12 protein-coding genes are annotated in these 14,191 nt (G+C 72.0%); 3 read left to right on the top strand and 9 right to left on the bottom strand.

The annotated features are described in order from the left end of the window. Positions 1-24: 24 nt before the first annotated feature. From ACFY16_RS22060 to ACFY16_RS22050, 3 genes are read right to left on the bottom strand one after another with little or no spacing between them, the layout of a single operon-like run. A complete protein-coding gene (locus ACFY16_RS22060) occupies positions 25-846 on the bottom strand; it encodes a 3-oxoacyl-ACP reductase (RefSeq protein WP_390648847.1) in 822 nt (273 codons plus the stop codon). Next, the gene (locus tag ACFY16_RS22055; RefSeq protein ID WP_390648846.1) at positions 843-2,258 is read right to left on the bottom strand and encodes an aldehyde dehydrogenase family protein; all 1,416 of its coding nucleotides are present in this window, start codon (positions 2,256-2,258) and stop codon (positions 843-845) included. Before ACFY16_RS22055 ends, ACFY16_RS22060 begins: the two co-directional genes overlap by 4 nt. A gap of 8 nt (positions 2,259-2,266) precedes the next feature. Further along, positions 2,267-3,637 carry a glutamine synthetase family protein gene (locus tag ACFY16_RS22050; RefSeq protein ID WP_390648845.1) on the bottom strand — a complete coding sequence of 457 codons (1,371 nt, stop codon included), beginning with the start codon at positions 3,635-3,637 and terminating at the stop codon, positions 2,267-2,269. Between the two features lie 82 nt (positions 3,638-3,719). Here ACFY16_RS22050 and ACFY16_RS22045 point away from each other — a divergent pair, with 82 nt between their 5' ends. Both ACFY16_RS22045 and ACFY16_RS22040 read left to right on the top strand, forming a co-directional pair. Then, positions 3,720-4,472: a FadR/GntR family transcriptional regulator gene (locus ACFY16_RS22045; protein WP_390648844.1), complete on the top strand. Its 753-nt coding sequence runs from the start codon at positions 3,720-3,722 to the stop codon at positions 4,470-4,472. A gap of 94 nt (positions 4,473-4,566) precedes the next feature. Then, positions 4,567-5,253, top strand: coding sequence for a gamma-glutamyl-gamma-aminobutyrate hydrolase family protein (locus ACFY16_RS22040; protein WP_390648843.1), 687 nt, complete (start codon positions 4,567-4,569; stop codon positions 5,251-5,253). Here ACFY16_RS22040 and ACFY16_RS22035 read toward each other — a convergent pair. Next, positions 5,237-6,190 (bottom strand): phosphotransferase, encoded by a 954-nt coding sequence (locus ACFY16_RS22035; RefSeq protein WP_390648842.1) that lies wholly within the window; start codon positions 6,188-6,190, stop codon positions 5,237-5,239. The genes ACFY16_RS22040 and ACFY16_RS22035 overlap by 17 nt on opposite strands. A gap of 143 nt (positions 6,191-6,333) precedes the next feature. Then, positions 6,334-7,266 carry a LysR family transcriptional regulator gene (locus ACFY16_RS22030; protein WP_390648841.1) on the bottom strand — a complete coding sequence of 311 codons (933 nt, stop codon included), beginning with the start codon at positions 7,264-7,266 and terminating at the stop codon, positions 6,334-6,336. Between the two features lie 70 nt (positions 7,267-7,336). Between ACFY16_RS22030 and ACFY16_RS22025 the strand changes: the two genes are divergently transcribed. Continuing rightward, positions 7,337-8,500, top strand: a complete 1,164-nt coding sequence (locus tag ACFY16_RS22025; RefSeq protein ID WP_390648840.1) for a TDT family transporter — start codon at positions 7,337-7,339, stop codon at positions 8,498-8,500. Here the strand turns inward: ACFY16_RS22025 and ACFY16_RS22020 are convergent. The 4 genes from ACFY16_RS22020 to ACFY16_RS22005 form a co-directional block, all read right to left on the bottom strand. Then, positions 8,412-9,131: a helical backbone metal receptor gene (locus tag ACFY16_RS22020; RefSeq protein WP_390648839.1), complete on the bottom strand. Its 720-nt coding sequence runs from the start codon at positions 9,129-9,131 to the stop codon at positions 8,412-8,414. The two genes, ACFY16_RS22025 and ACFY16_RS22020, sit on opposite strands and share 89 nt — an antisense overlap. Positions 9,132-9,134: 3 nt before the next feature. Next, complete coding sequence (locus ACFY16_RS22015) at positions 9,135-9,701, bottom strand: helix-turn-helix domain-containing protein (protein WP_390648838.1); 567 nt, start codon at positions 9,699-9,701, stop codon at positions 9,135-9,137. 647 nt (positions 9,702-10,348) lie between these two features. Continuing rightward, positions 10,349-12,970, bottom strand: a complete 2,622-nt coding sequence (locus tag ACFY16_RS22010) for an ABC transporter permease/substrate binding protein (protein WP_390648837.1) — start codon at positions 12,968-12,970, stop codon at positions 10,349-10,351. Beyond that, positions 12,963-14,051, bottom strand: coding sequence for a glycine betaine/L-proline ABC transporter ATP-binding protein (locus tag ACFY16_RS22005; RefSeq protein ID WP_390648836.1), 1,089 nt, complete (start codon positions 14,049-14,051; stop codon positions 12,963-12,965). The genes ACFY16_RS22010 and ACFY16_RS22005 overlap by 8 nt, the downstream gene beginning before the upstream one ends. Between the last annotated feature and the right edge of the window lie 140 nt (positions 14,052-14,191).

Genomic DNA, 14,191 nt, shown 5'->3' with positions numbered 1-14,191 from the left:
CGCGTGAACCGTACCGTTTCGTCCCTACAGGGGCGTGACGTACGCGCCCGAGATTCCGCCGTCCACCAGGAAGTCGCTGGCGTTCACGAAGGAGGAGTCGTCGCTGGCCAGGAAGGCGACGGCGGCGGCGATCTCCTCGGCCTCGGCGAACCGGCCGACCGGGATGTGCACGAGACGACGGGCGGCCCGCTCCGGGTCCTTGGCGAACAGCTCCTGGAGGAGCGGAGTGTTGACCGGTCCGGGGCACAGGGCGTTGACGCGGATGCCCTCCCGCGCGAACTGCACACCCAGTTCCCGGGACATGGCCAGGACGCCGCCCTTGGAGGCCGTGTACGAGATCTGGGACGTGGCGGCGCCCATGCGGGCCACGAACGACGCCGTGTTGATGATGGAGCCCTTGCCCTGGCGCCGCATGTACGGGATCGCGGCCTTGCAGCACAGGTAGACGGAGGTGAGGTTGACCTCCTGCACGCGCTTCCACGCCTCCAGCCCGGTCTCCAGGATGGAGTCGTCGTCGGGTGGGGAGATACCGGCGTTGTTGAAGGCGATGTCGACGCTGCCGTAGGTGTCGTAGGCCGTCTTGAACAGGGCCTCGACCTGCTCGGGGTCGGTGACGTCGACCTTCACGAAGATCCCGCCGACTTCCTCGGCGGCCGCCTTGCCGCGGGCGTCGTCGACGTCGCCGCAGACGACGTGGGCGCCCTCGGAGGCGAGCCGGCGGGCGGTGGCGAGGCCGATGCCGCTGCCGGCTCCGGTGATGACGGCGGTACGGCCGACCAGCCGACGGCAGACGGGGGTCTGGGGGGAACCCCCAGAGGATGTACCGGTCTCCTGAGCCTGAGTCATAGTGCGGGGCCCTCCGTGCTGATGAAGACGTTCTTGGTTTCGGTGAAGGCGGTCAGGGCGTCGGGGCCCAGCTCGCGGCCGATCCCGGACTGCTTGAAGCCGCCGAAGGGGGTCCAGTAGCGGACGCTGGAGTGGGAGTTGACGGACAGGTTGCCGGCGCGGACGGCCCCCGAGACGCGCAGGGCGCGGCCGACGTCCCGGGTCCAGATGGAACCGGAGAGCCCGTAGTCGGTGGCGTTGGCCAGCGCTACGGCCTCCGCCTCGTCCTCGAAGGGCAGGACGACGGCGACCGGGCCGAAGACCTCCTCGACGGCCACGCGCGCGTGCGGGTCGACGCCGGTGAGGACAGTGGGCGGGAACCAGAAGCCGGGGCCCTCCGGGGCCTTGCCGCGGATGCCGGGCGCGGCCGCGTCGACGTACGAACGCACCCGCTCCAGCTGCACCTTGGAGATCAGCGGGCCCATCTGCGTCTGCTCGTTCGCCGGGTCGCCGACGAGGACGGACTCGATGGCGGGGGCGAGCAGGTCGAGGAAGCGGTCGTACGCCGAGCGCTGGACGAGGATGCGGGTGCGGGCGCAGCAGTCCTGGCCGGAGTTGTCGAGGAAGGACATGGGGGCGGCGGCCGCGGCGGCTTCGAGGTCGGCGTCGTCGAAGACGATGTTCGGACTCTTGCCGCCGAGTTCCAGGGTGACGCGCTTGAGGAGGGCCGAGCCCTTCGCCAGCACCTGTTTGCCCACGGCCGTCGACCCGGTGAAGACGATCTTCGCGACGCCGGGGTGCTCGACGAGCGCGTTGCCGGCGACCGGGCCGTGGCCGGGCAGCACCTGGAAGAGGCCTTCCGGCAGCCCGGCGGCCAGGGCGAGTTCGGCGAGGCGCAGGGCCGTCAGCGGCGTCGTCTCGGCGGGCTTGAGGAGCACCGCGTTGCCCGCGGCGAGCGCCGGAGCCGTGCCCCAGGCCGCGATGGGCATGGGGAAGTTCCAGGGCGCGATGACACCGACGACGCCGAGCGGTTCGAGGATCGTCACGTCGAGGCCTCCGGCGACCGGGATCTGGCGTCCCGTCAGCCGCTCCACTCCCCCGGCGGCGTAGTCGAGCAGGTCGCGGACGTTGCCGGCCTCCCAGCGGGCGTTGCCGACGGTGTGACCGGCCTCTCGGACCTCCAACTGCGCCAGTTCCTCGACATGTTCGTCGACAGTGGCCGCGAACCGGCGCAGCAGCCGGGCGCGGTCGCCGGGCGCGAGGGCGGCCCACCGGGCCTGCGCCCCGGCGGCGCGTACGACGGCCGCGTCCACGTCGGCCGCGGTGGCGGCCTGGACGGTCGCGACGACCTCCTCGGTGGCGGGGTTCAGTACCTGAAGCTCGTGCTCGTGCGACTGCTCATGGGACCGCTCGTCGGACTGCTCGTAGGACAAGAATGACCTCACATGCGTTCGAAGGAGCGGCGCAGCTCCCAGTCGGTGACCGCGGCGTCGAAGGCCTCCAGCTCGACGCGTGCCATGTTGCGGTAGTGCGCGACGACCTCGTCGCCGAAGGCGGCCTTGGCGATCGGGCTGTTCTCCCAGAGCTCGGCGGCCTCGCGCAGTGTGGTGGGAACGTGCTCGAACGCGGCGGTGTAGGCGTTGCCCATGCACGCCTCGGGCAGCTCCAGTTGCTGCTCGATGCCGTACAGCCCGGCCGCGACCAGCCCGGCGACGGCGAGGTGCGGGTTGACGTCACCGCCGGGCAGCCGGTTCTCGAACCGCATCGAGCGGCCGTGGCCGACCACGCGCAGCGCGCAGGTGCGGTTGTCGTGGCCCCAGGCGACGGCGGTCGGCGCGAAGGAGCCGGGCTGGAAGCGCTTGTAGGAGTTGATGTTGGGGGCGTAGAGCAGCGAGAAGTCGCGGAGCGCGGCGAGCTGCCCGGCGAGGAAGTACCGCATGACGTCGGACATGCCGCCCGGCTCCGAGGCGGAGCCCGCCATGGCGTTCGTGCCGTCCGCGTCCGCGAGCGAGAGGTGGATGTGGCAGGAGTTGCCCTCGCGCTCGTTGTACTTCGCCATGAAGGTGAGCGAGACGCCCTCCTGGGCGGCGATCTCCTTGGCGCCGGTCTTGTAGACGGCGTGCTGGTCGCAGGTGACCAGGGCCTCGTCGTACCGGAACGCGATCTCGTGCTGGCCGGGGTTGCACTCGCCCTTGGCGGACTCGACGGTGAGGCCGGCGGCGGCCATCTCGTTGCGGATGCGGCGCAGCAGCGGCTCGATACGGCCGGTGCCGAGCACGGAGTAGTCGATGTTGTACTGGTTGACCGGCGTCAGCCCCCGGTAGTTGGCGTCCCAGGCCTGCTCGTAGGTGTCCTTGAAGACGATGAACTCGAGTTCGGTGCCGACCTGGGCGGTGAACCCGTGCTCGGCGAGCCGTTCCAGCTGGCGGCGCAGGATCTGCCGGGGCGCGGCGGCCACGGGGGACCGGTCGTCCCAGGCGAGGTCGGCGATCACCATGGCCGTACCGGCGTTCCAGGGCACGCGGCGGAGGGTGGACAGGTCCGGGTGCATGGCGAAGTCACCGTAACCCCGCTCCCAGGAGGACATGGCGTACCCGTCGACGGTGTTCATCTCGGTGTCGACGGCGAGGAGGTAGTTGCACCCCTCGGTGCCGTGCTCCAGCACCTCGTCGAGGAAGAACCGTGCGGCGAACCGCTTGCCCTGGAGGCGCCCTTGCATGTCGGGGAAGGCCAGGACGACGGTGTCGATCTCACCGCTCACGACGAGGGCGTGCAGTTCCTCGACGCTCAGCGGCGGCGTGCGGTCTGCCACGAGAGGGCCTCCTTCGCCTTCTTCGAACCGGGAGCCATAAGGTATTGCTGAGAACCATTGCTTGGGAAGGGGGTGCGGCCGGATGCCGCAGGACACGGGCCCGGGGAGGCCGGCCACGCGCGGCCCGGCCGACGGACTCGCGCCGGTGCTGCGGCCGGTGCGGGCGGGCAACGGCTTCGAGGAGGCGCTGGAGCAGATCCTCCAGGTCGTACGGCTGGGCCTGGTGCCCGGCGGCGAGCGACTGCCGGCCGAGCGGGAGCTGGCGGAGCGGCTCGGGATAAGCCGGGTGACGCTGCGCGACGTACTGAAGGTGCTCCAGGACCAGGGCCTGGTGGAGTCCCGTAGGGGCCGGTACGGCGGAACGTTCGTGCTGCCGCGCGCGGACGCCGGCGGCGAGGACGAGCTGCGGCGACGGATCGCCGAGGTCGACATCGAGGACGTGCTGCGCTTCCGGGAGGTGCTGGAGGTGGGCGCGGCGGGGCTGTGCGCGGCGCACGGGCTGACGGACGAGCAGGCGGCCCGGCTGCGCGAGGCGCTGGCCCGCACGCACGAAGCGCCGCTCGCGGACTACCGCCGCCTGGACACGCTGCTCCACCTCACGCTGGCCGAGCTGTGCGGCTCCCCGTCGCTCACCGCGCAGTACGCGGCCGTCCGGGCGACGGTGAACGACCTGCTGGACTGCATCCCGCTCCTGGTGCGCAACCTGGAGCACTCGCAGCGCCAGCACATCGCACTGGTCGAGGCGGTGCTGGACGGGGACGCGGACGGGGCGCGGGAGATGACACGGGAGCACTGCGCGGGGACGGCGGCACTGCTGCGGGGGTTCCTGGCGTGAGGGCCGGCAAGCGTGCGCCGGGCTCCCTCTTGCCGCGCACGGGCGCGCCCAGTAAAGGTATGCGGTCAATCCATTGCACGGGGTAGGAGGGCACATGGCGCGCAGGCCGCTGATCGGCGTCAGTACGTATCTGGAGTCCGGGACGCGCTGGGGCGTGTGGGAGCTGGAGGCGGCGCTGCTGCCGGCCGGGTATCCGCGGCTCGTGCAGCGGGCAGGCGGCCTGGCCGCGATGCTGCCGCCGGACGCGCCGGAGCACGCGGCGGCGACCGTGGCGCGCCTCGACGGGCTGGTGATCGCGGGCGGCCCGGACGTCGAACCGGTCCGCTACGGAGCCGAGCCCGACCCCCGCACCGGCCCGCCCGCCCGCGCCCGGGACGCCTGGGAGCTCGCGCTGATCGAGGCGGCACTCACCGCGCGCGTCCCGCTGCTGGGCATCTGCCGGGGCATGCAACTGCTGAACGTCGCTCTCGGCGGCACGCTCGTCCAGCACGTCGACGGGCACGCGGAGGTGGTCGGCGTCTTCGGCCGGCACCCGGTCAAGCCGGTCCCGGGCACGCTGTACGCCGGTGTCGTACCGGAGGAGACGGCCGTACCGACTTTTCACCACCAGGCCGTCGACCGCCTCGGCACCGACCTGGTCCCGTCGGCGTACGCGGCGGACGGGACGGTCGAGGCGATCGAGCTGCCGGCCACGGCGGGGTGGGTGCTGGGCGTGCAGTGGCACCCGGAAATGGGCGAGGACCTGCGGGTGATGCGGGCCCTGGTCACAGCCGCGTCCTGAGCCATTCCACGGCGGCCTCCCCCTGGGCCCGCTGAAAGGGGCGGAGGGTGGGCAGGCCGGGCGGCGGGGGCCGCAGCGCGTGTTCGAGGAAGTAGCCGGCGAGGGCGGCGAGGGCGGCGGTGACCGCGCCGGGGTCCGCGTCGCGGCCCACCGGATGCTCGGTGAAAACCTCCTGTGGATCCGGTCCGCCCTGCGCGCGCACGCACGGCAGCATCACGAGCAGGTCGAACCAGGGCGCGGCTCGCACGGCATGCGGCCAGTCGACGAACACGACACCTCCGTCGGCCGTCAGCAGCATGTTGTCCGCCCGCAGGTCGGCGTGGGCGAGGGTGTCGCCGGAGACGGACTCGGGCCACGGGGCGGCGAGTTCGGCCAGGTCGGCCAGGTGGGCGGCGCTCCAGTCGTCGAGGCGCCCGCGCACGTCGCCGGCCGCGCCGTCGCGCAGTCGGCGCCAGCCGTCGAAGGCGTCGGCGAATCGCTCGGCGGCGGGCGGGGCGTCGAGGGGGGACGGGGTGAGGGTACGGCTGAGGTCCTCGACCGCGTCGAGCACGCGCCGCAGCTCGGCCGGCCGCCATGGGACGTGCGGCTGGCGCCCAGACACTTCCTCGAAGACCAGCGCGACCCAGGTGCCGTCGTCGTAGGTGCCGAGGAGGCGGGGGGCGGGGACGGCGGGTGGGAGCGCGGCGGCGTTGCGGGCCTCCGTGCGGTGCAGGGCCGGGCTGTCGGGGTTGGTGTCGGCGCTGACCGCCTTGACGAAGGCGCGCCGTCCCTGGGCGGTACGGAGGCGGGCGGCCACGCCCGGGGAGAACCCGCCGGGCTCGGTGACGGCGTGGAGTACGGGCGCCCCGATGATGTGCGCGACGGCGTCGTGGACCGTGGTGGGAAGGGCTTCCCAGGGGGTGCGGGCGCCTGCGGCGGGCGGGGCGGTGGGGGTCATGCGGACCATGGTGGGGGCGGGTGGTCGCGGCTCGCCAAGGGTTTTCGCCCCCGCCGCCCCTACCCGTCCCGGGGGCGCTGCCCCCGGACCTCCGCTCGCAAACGCCGGGGGGCTGAACATTCACCGACCGGAGCCCGAAGAACTCAACCCCGCGTCAGTGACAGCAGCTCCCTCGCCGGGCCCATCGGCCGGTGTCCCGTGGGCCACACCGCCCGCAGATCCCGCCGCAGCGAAACGCCCTCCACGGGGATGCTCACCAGGCGGCGCATCGCCAGCTCCTCCCCCACCGCCAGTTCGCTCAGCACGGCCGGCCCGGCCCCGCTGACCGCCGCCGCCTTCACCGCCGTGGTCGAGGACAGTTCGATCAGGGGGCGGGCCAGGCCCCCCAGGGCCACGTCCAGGACCTGCCGGGTGCCCGAGCCCTCCTCCCGGAGGATCAGCGGCGTCGCGGCCAGCTCCTCGGCCTCCAGAGGGCGCCGGCGGCGGGCCCAGGGGTGGCGGGGAGCCGTCACCACGATCAGCCGGTCGTGGGCGATGACCGCGGATTCCAGGCCGGTCGGCACCGACAGCCCCTCCACGAAGCCGAGGTCCGCCTCGTCGGACAGCAGCCGTTCCGCCACCGCCGCCGAGTTCCCGGCCAGGAGCGACACCGCCGTGTCGGGGCGCTGGGCGCGCAGGGCGAGCAGCCAGCCCGGCAGCAGGTACTCGGCGATCGTCATGCTCGCCGCCACCCGCAGCCGGGAGTCACGGCGGTCGCGCAGCGCCTGCGCTCCCGCGTCGAAGGCCTCCGCCGCCTCGACGACGCGCCGCGCCCAGTCCGTCACCAACGCCCCGGTGTCCGTGAGCCGGGAGCCGCGCGGTGAGCGGTCCACCAGCGCCACGCCCAGCTGGCGTTCCATCGAGCGGATCCGGCTGCTGGCGGCGGGCTGGGTGATGCCGAGTTCCCGCGCCGCCCCGCCCAGGCTGCCCAGCCGCGCCACCGCCAGCAGCAGCTCCAGCGCGCCGAGATCCGGGACCCGGTGCGCGATCGAACCGCCCGGCGCCCGCGTGCCGCCCTGCCCACTCGCGTCGCTCATAAGCCCACCTTATGCCCCCATAGAGACAAAGTCCCTGGTCGCGGGCCCCGGCCGGCGAAAAGGTGGGTCCATGGTCACCGCAGCCCATCCCCTCCCTCTCCCAACGGTCCGCTACCCGGCCGTCCGCCACCTCGGCCCCAACTGGTACGCCTCCGTCATGGGAACCGCCATCGTCGCCACGGCGGGAGCGGGACTGCCCCTGCACCTCCCCGGCCTGCGCACCGTCTGCGCCGCCGTCTGGGCCCTGTCCCTCGCCCTGCTGGTGACCCTGCTGACCGCCCGCGTCCTGCACTGGACCCACCACCGCGACCAGGCCCGCGCCCACCTCCTCGACCCGGCGGCGGCCCCGTTCTACGGCTGCCTGGCCATGGCGCTGCTGGCCGTCGGCGGCGGTGCCGTCACCGTCGGCCGGGACTGGATCGGGACCGGGCCGGCGGTCGCCCTCGACGCCATCCTTTTCACTGCCGGCACCACCGTCGGCGTGGCGACAGCCGTCGCGGTGCCGTACCTCATGGCCGTACGCCATCGGATCGAGCCGGGGCAGGCGACACCCGTGTGGCTGCTGCCGGTCGTCGCGCCCATGGTGTCCGCCGCCCTCGGGCCGCTCCTGGTGCCGTATCTGCCGGCGGGGCAGCCTCGGGAGACGCTGCTCCTGGCGTGCTTCGCGTTGTTCGGGCTCAGCCTGCTCGCGACGCTGCTCATGCTGCCGCTGGTGTTCGCCCGGCTGCTCACCGGCGGGCCGCTGCCCCTCGCCCTCACCCCGACCCTGTTCCTGGTGCTGGGCCCACTCGGCCAGTCCACGACCGCCGTGGGGAACGTCGCGGACGCCGCTCCGGGCGTCGTGCCCGCCCCGTACGAGCAGGGCTTCGTCACGTTCGCCGTCCTGTACGGCGTCCCCGTCATGGGCTTCGCGCTGCTCTGGCTCTGCCTCGCCACCGCCCACGTTGTACGGGCCAGGAGGCAGGGGATGGGCTTCGCGATGACCTGGTGGTCGTTCACCTTCCCGGTCGGCACCTGTGTCACCGGCGCCGAGGCGCTGGCCCGGCACACCGGGCTGGTCGCCTTCGACGGGCTCGCGGTGGGGCTGTACGCGGTGCTCCTCGGCGCCTGGGTCACCGTCGCCGCGCACACCGTGCGCGGCCTGGTCAGCGGTGAGCTGCTCGCAGCGCCGCGCCCAGCACCCGGGGCGCCTCGGCCAGCGAGGGGCCGTACCACGTCAGGTGCCGTCCGCTGACGAGAGCGCAGGACAGGCCGGGGAAGGCCTCCGGGCCGTCGTCGGCAGTGAAGCGGTAGGGCTCGTCCGGGAGCACGACGGCGTCCGGCTCCGCCGCGCGCAGCTCCTCCAGGGGAACGCGCGGGTAGCGCTCCGCATGGGACGCGTAGACGTGGTCGACGCCCAGGCGGGCCAGCACGTCGCCGGCGAAGGTGTCGCGGCCCAGGACCATCCAGGGGCGGCGCCAGACCGGTACGACCGCGGTCGCGCGGCTCGTCGGCACCGGCAGCGACGCCCACGCCGCCTCCGCCTCGTCCAGCCAGCGCGGCCGCGACCGCGCCCCGCACGCCCGCAGCACCCGGTCCAGTTCCCAGAAGGCCTGCGGCACGTCCCGCACCTCGGTCACCAGCACCTCGACGCCCGCCGCGCGCAGCGCCGCCAGGTCCGGGGCGCGGTTCTCCTCCTCGTTGGCGACCACCAGGTCGGGAGCGAGGGCGAGAATCCGCTCGACCTTCGGGTTCTTGGTGCCGCCGACGCGGGCCACGTCGAGGTCCGCCGGGTGGGTGCACCAGTCCGTGGCACCGACGAGGACACCGGGGACCGACACGGCCACCGCCTCCGTCAGGGACGGCACCAGCGAAACGACCCGCACCGTCTACCTCCGCCGGCCGCGGACCGCCTCGATGTGCTCCGCCACCGCGACCACGACCACGCGGGTGTCCGGGACGGTCGCCCGCCACCGGTGGCGCACCCCGCCGGTCAGGTACAGCGTGTCGCCGCGGCCCAGGCGGTACGCGCGGCCCTCCGCCTCGATCTCCACGGCGCCGTCGGCGACGTACATCAACTGGTCGTTGCGGTACTGGAACTCACGGCCCGCCTCATGGTCGCCGGTGAACTCCGAGGCATGCATCTGGTGGTGACCGCGCACCAGGGACCGAGCCCGGGGTTCGGTCCCCGGCTCGGTGTCCTCGGCGCGGACGACGTCGACGCTGCACGCCGGGTCGGCGGCGGCGAGGAGTTCGACGGCGGTGGTGCGCAGGGCGTCGGCGACCTTCTCCAGGGAGGTTCTGCTGGGCCGCGCCCGGTCGTTCTCGACCTGGCTCAGGAAGGGGACCGACAGGCCGCTGCGCTCCGCCACGACGGCAAGGGTGAGGTCCAGCGCGCGACGGCGGCGCCGCACGGCCGCGCCCACCCGCAGGGGCTGCTCTTTGTTGTCGCCCATCGCTCCGGCTCCCTCCTTCGCTCGTCGGTCGCCTGCCCGGGTGCCAGGGTCCGCACGCACTCCTTCTGATGAGTTCTCTGCACCCTACGCATGTTCGGCAAACCGTTTCAGGCGCCCGTCACATCGACGAAACACCGCGACGGGTCGGACCTCACAGTTCTCGCCAGTGGAGCGGCCGCCGGGCCGGCCGCCCTTCGGGCTCGGTCACGAGCGTGGCCGAGGGGGCGGGCGAAGGCCCGGCCGCCGCCCGGGGGTGCGGACGGTCAGCAGGTCGGCACGTCCGGTCGCGGGCTCCCAGGCCTGCGTCCGCGGGGCGGTCAAGTCCTCGCGCACGGACTGACCCTCGATCAGCACGAGCGTGGTGCCGTTCAGTTGAACGCCTGAGCGGTCCCGGATGTTCCCCACCGCCCCCCAGGCCCGAACTGCCTGGTCGAGGCGGTGGTCGAAGCTCGCGTGCCGGGTCGGTGGTGTAGCGCTCTGTGGTTGTCCGGATCCTTTTCGTAGGAGGGAGCCGTCCGCCGCGCGCATTCCGTGCCGAGCGTACGGACGCCCCTCGGCTCCCGGGCACGGCCCGAGGGGCGGGCTCGACCACACGCGGTCAGGACGCGTGGGAAAGCCCACCCCTCGGGTGGCGGTCGGCGCAGCGACTACTGCTGCGGTGTCATGCGGTCGACGACGTCCGGGTGCTCCTTCAGCCAGGCCGCGACCGCTTCCTCCTCGTGGCCCTGGCCGCGGTCCTTGATCTCGCTCTCCAGGCTGCCGAGCTCGCCCTCGCTCATATGGAAGCCCTTGATCCACTTGGTGAGCTGCGGGTACTGCTCGGGGAACTTCTCGTTGGCGATGGTGCGGATCGTGTTGCCCTCGCCGAAGAGCTTCTTGTCGTCCTTCAGTTTGGTGAGGTCGTACTGGCTGTACGCCCAGTGCGGCGACCACAGGACGACGGCGACGGGCTCCTTCTTGGCGTAGGCGCGCTTGAGCTCGGCGAGCATCGCCGGTGTGGAGCCGTCGACGACCTTGTACTCCTTGTCCAGGCCGTAGCCGGGCAGGACCTTCGTCTTGAGCAGGTTCATCTCACCGGTGCCCGGCTCGATGCCGATGATCTTCCCGTCGAAGGTGTCGGCCTTGCCCTTGAGGTCCGCCAGGGACTTGACGTCCTTGACGTAGGAGGGCACGGCGATCTCCAGCGAGGTCGGCTGGTACCAGGTGCCCAGGTCCTTGAGTCTGTCCTTGCTCTTGTCCCAGTAGTTCTTCTGGGCGTAGGGCAGCCAGGCGTCGAAGTTGAGGTCGAGGTCGCCGGAGGCCAGGCCGGTGTAGACCGGGCCGACGTCCATCTGCTTGAGGTTCAGCTTGTAGCCGCGCCGCTCCAGGACGTTCTTCCACAGGTAGGTGACGGCGACGTCCTCGTCCCACGGGAACCAGGCGACGTCCACGGCCCGCTTGGCCTCGGCCGGGGTGGCGCCGGCACCGCTCCGCACGGGGGCCAGCTCGTCGACGACCGACGGATTGTCCTTCAGCCAGGCGCGTACGGCGTCCTGCTGCTTGCCCTTGCCCGCCTTGTTGATCTCGGCCTCGAGGCTGGTGAGCTGCTTCTCGGTCAGCTTGAAGTTCTTCAGCCACTCGCCGACGACCGGGTTGTCGTCCGCGAAGCCCTTGCGGGCCAGCGTGTGCACGCCGTCGCCCTCGCCCCAGGCACCCTTGGGGTCCTTCAGCTTCTTGAGGTCGTAGTCGTTGTACGCCCAGTGCGGCGACCAGAGCGTGACGACGATCGGTTCCTTCTTGCTGTAGGCGCGCTTGAGCTCGGCCAGCATCGCGGGCGTGGAGCTGTCGACGACCTTGTACTCCTTGTCCAGGCCGTACTCCTTGAGGACCTTGCTCTTGAGCAGGGCCATCTCGCCGGCGCTGGACTCGATTCCGGTGATCTTCCCGCCGAAGGCCGACGCCTTGCCCTTGAGGTCGTCCAGGGAGTCGACGCCCTTCATGTACGAGGGCACGCTCAGCTCCAGGGACGTCTTGCCGTACCAGGCGCCGAGGTCGTCGAGCTGGTCGCCGTACTTCTTCCAGTACTGCGCGTGGGTGGTGGGCAGCCAGGAGTCCGTCTCGAAGTCGACGCTGCCCTGTGCGAGGGAGGTGTAAAGCGGCCCGGCGTCGTACTGCTTGGCGTCCACCTGGAAGCCGCGCTGTTCGAGGATCTCCTTCCACAGGTACGTGGAGGCGACGCCCTCGTCCCAGGGGATGTAACCCATGGTGATCTTCTTGCCCTGGCCGACGTCCTTGCCGTCGGCGACGGCCGTGGAGCCGCCGTCGCCGCCGCCGAAGATCCCCATGCCGCCCGCCACCAGGCCGAGGATCACGACACCGATCACGGCGACCTGCGGGCGGGGCCGGTAGGACCAGATCTTCAGCCCCTGGGCGGCGCGCGCCTTGGCGGCGGCGCGGCGGCCGAGCGGGGACACCTGGGTGCCGAGGGCGCTGGTCATACGGTCGAGATAGATCGCGAGGATCACGATGGCGACGCCGGCTTCGGAGCCGAGGCCGACGTTGAGCTGGCCGATGGCCTCGTTGACGTCGCCGCCGAGGCCGCCGGTGCCGACCATGCCGGCGATCGCGGCCATGGACAGGCCGAGCATGATCACCTGGTTGACGCCCGCCATCACCGTGGGCAGCGCCAGCGGCAGCTGGACGCGCAGCAGGGTGTTGCGGGGCGTGGTGCCGAACGCTTCGGCGGCCTCGACCAGCTCCTTGTCGACCTGGCGGATGCCCAGCTCGGTCATGCGCACACCCGGGGCGAGCGCGAAGATCAGGGTGGCGACGATGCCGGCGGAGGCGCCGGTGCCGAAGAACAGGATCGCCGGGATGAGGTAGATCATCGCGGGCAGCGTCTGCATGAAGTCCAGGACCGGCCGGACCAGCCCGCCGACCCGGCTGGAGCGCGCCGCCCAGATACCCACCGGCACCGAGATCACCAGCGCGATGATCGTGGCGACGAGGACGAGCGACAGCGTGACCATCGCGTCGTCCCACAGTTCGAGGGAGTCGATGAAGGCGAAGCCCACGAAGGTGAGGACACCGGCGAGGGTGCCGCGCAGCCAGAAGGCCAGCACGGCGAGGATGCCGGCGAGCAGCAGCGGCTGCGGGGCCTGGAGGACGGCGTCGATGCCGTCGTAGGTGCCGGTGAAGACGGTCTTCAGGAAGTCGAAGAGCCAGGACACATGGCCGAGCAGCCAGTCGACCGCGTCGTTGACCCAGTCGCCGAGCGGGATCCTAGGCACGGGCCACCACCTTCTCGCCGCCCTTGTCGCGTGGGGAGTCGCAGGTGCCGGCGGCGGCCGGCTCGTCACCGAGGAAACCGATGAGGCGCTGTCGTGGGACGACCCCGACGAGAGCGCGTTTCGCGTCGAGCACCGCGACCGGGTGCGGCACGCGCGCGCTGATCGCGCACAGGTCGGTGAACGGGGTCTCGGGAGCGGCGGTCTCGCAGTCGCAGTCGGCCTCGTCACCGCGCACGTCACGGTCCATGACCGCGCCGGCGGTCAGCACCCGGGAGCGGTCGACGTCCTGGGTGAAGGAGGCGACGTAGTCGTTGGCGGGACGCATCAGGATGTCCTGCGCGGTGCCGATCTGCACGATCCGGCCGTCGCGCATCATCGCGACGCGGTCGCCCAGGCGCATGGCCTCGTTGAGGTCGTGGGTGATGAAGACGATCGTCTTCTTCAGGGTCTTCTGCAGGTCGAGCAGCTGGTCCTGCATGTCGCGGCGGATCAGCGGGTCGAGGGCGCTGAAGGACTCGTCCATGAGCAGCAGGTCGGCGTCGGTGGCGAGGGCGCGGGCGAGACCGACGCGCTGCTGCATGCCGCCCGACAGCTCGTCGGGCCAGGACTTCTCCCAGCCGGCCAGGCCACACAGGGCGAGCGCCTCGTCGGCGCGGCGTACGCGCTCGGCGCGGGGCACGCCCTGCACTTCCAGACCGTAGGCGGCGTTGTCGCGGACGCTGCGGTGCGGGAAGAGCGCGAAGTGCTGGAAGACCATGCTGATCTTCTTCGAGCGGACCTCGCGCAGTCCGCGGTCGCCGAGTGCGGTCAGGTCCTGACCGCCGAAGCGGACATGCCCGGCCGTCGGCTCCAGCAGGCCGTTGAGCATGCGCAGCAGCGTGGACTTCCCGGACCCGGACAGGCCCATGACGACGAAGATCTCGCCAGGCTCCACGGTGAAGGAGGCGTCGATCACGGCGGCTGTGGTGCCGTCGGCGCGCAGCTCCTCCCGGTCGGCTCCCTGGCGCAGTCTGTCGACTGCCTGGTCCGGTCGTCTGCCGAACACCTTGTAGAGGTTTTCGGCCTCAAGCCTGGCTGACACGCATGCCTCTTCTTCTCGGGGACAGGGGAAGGGGCGGTGGCCGACCGCAAACGTTGAATGTGCAACCGGCATCGCTCCGAACCCGCGCCTGCCCCCGCACGTACCGGCCAAACGCTGCAGTGGCCCAGCTCACAGCACAT

Source organism: Streptomyces sp. NPDC001315 (assembly GCF_042896175.1).
Classification (GTDB): Bacteria; Actinomycetota; Actinomycetes; order Streptomycetales; family Streptomycetaceae; genus Streptomyces.
This window is presented reverse-complemented; position numbering and strand designations above follow the sequence as displayed.

Bases quoted from the DNA above. Each gene is read 5' to 3' on its own strand.
- ACFY16_RS22025 (WP_390648840.1), top strand. From the start codon at position 7,337: ATGGTCACCGCAGCCCATCCCCTCCCTCTCCCAACGGTCCGCTACCCG.
- ACFY16_RS22035 (WP_390648842.1), bottom strand. From the start codon at position 6,190: ATGACCCCCACCGCCCCGCCCGCCGCAGGCGCCCGCACCCCCTGGGAA.
- ACFY16_RS22030 (WP_390648841.1), bottom strand. From the start codon at position 7,266: ATGAGCGACGCGAGTGGGCAGGGCGGCACGCGGGCGCCGGGCGGTTCG.
- ACFY16_RS22045 (WP_390648844.1), top strand. From the start codon at position 3,720: ATGCCGCAGGACACGGGCCCGGGGAGGCCGGCCACGCGCGGCCCGGCC.
- ACFY16_RS22040 (WP_390648843.1), top strand. From the start codon at position 4,567: ATGGCGCGCAGGCCGCTGATCGGCGTCAGTACGTATCTGGAGTCCGGG.
- ACFY16_RS22015 (WP_390648838.1), bottom strand. From the start codon at position 9,701: ATGGGCGACAACAAAGAGCAGCCCCTGCGGGTGGGCGCGGCCGTGCGG.
- ACFY16_RS22060 (WP_390648847.1), bottom strand. From the start codon at position 846: ATGACTCAGGCTCAGGAGACCGGTACATCCTCTGGGGGTTCCCCCCAG.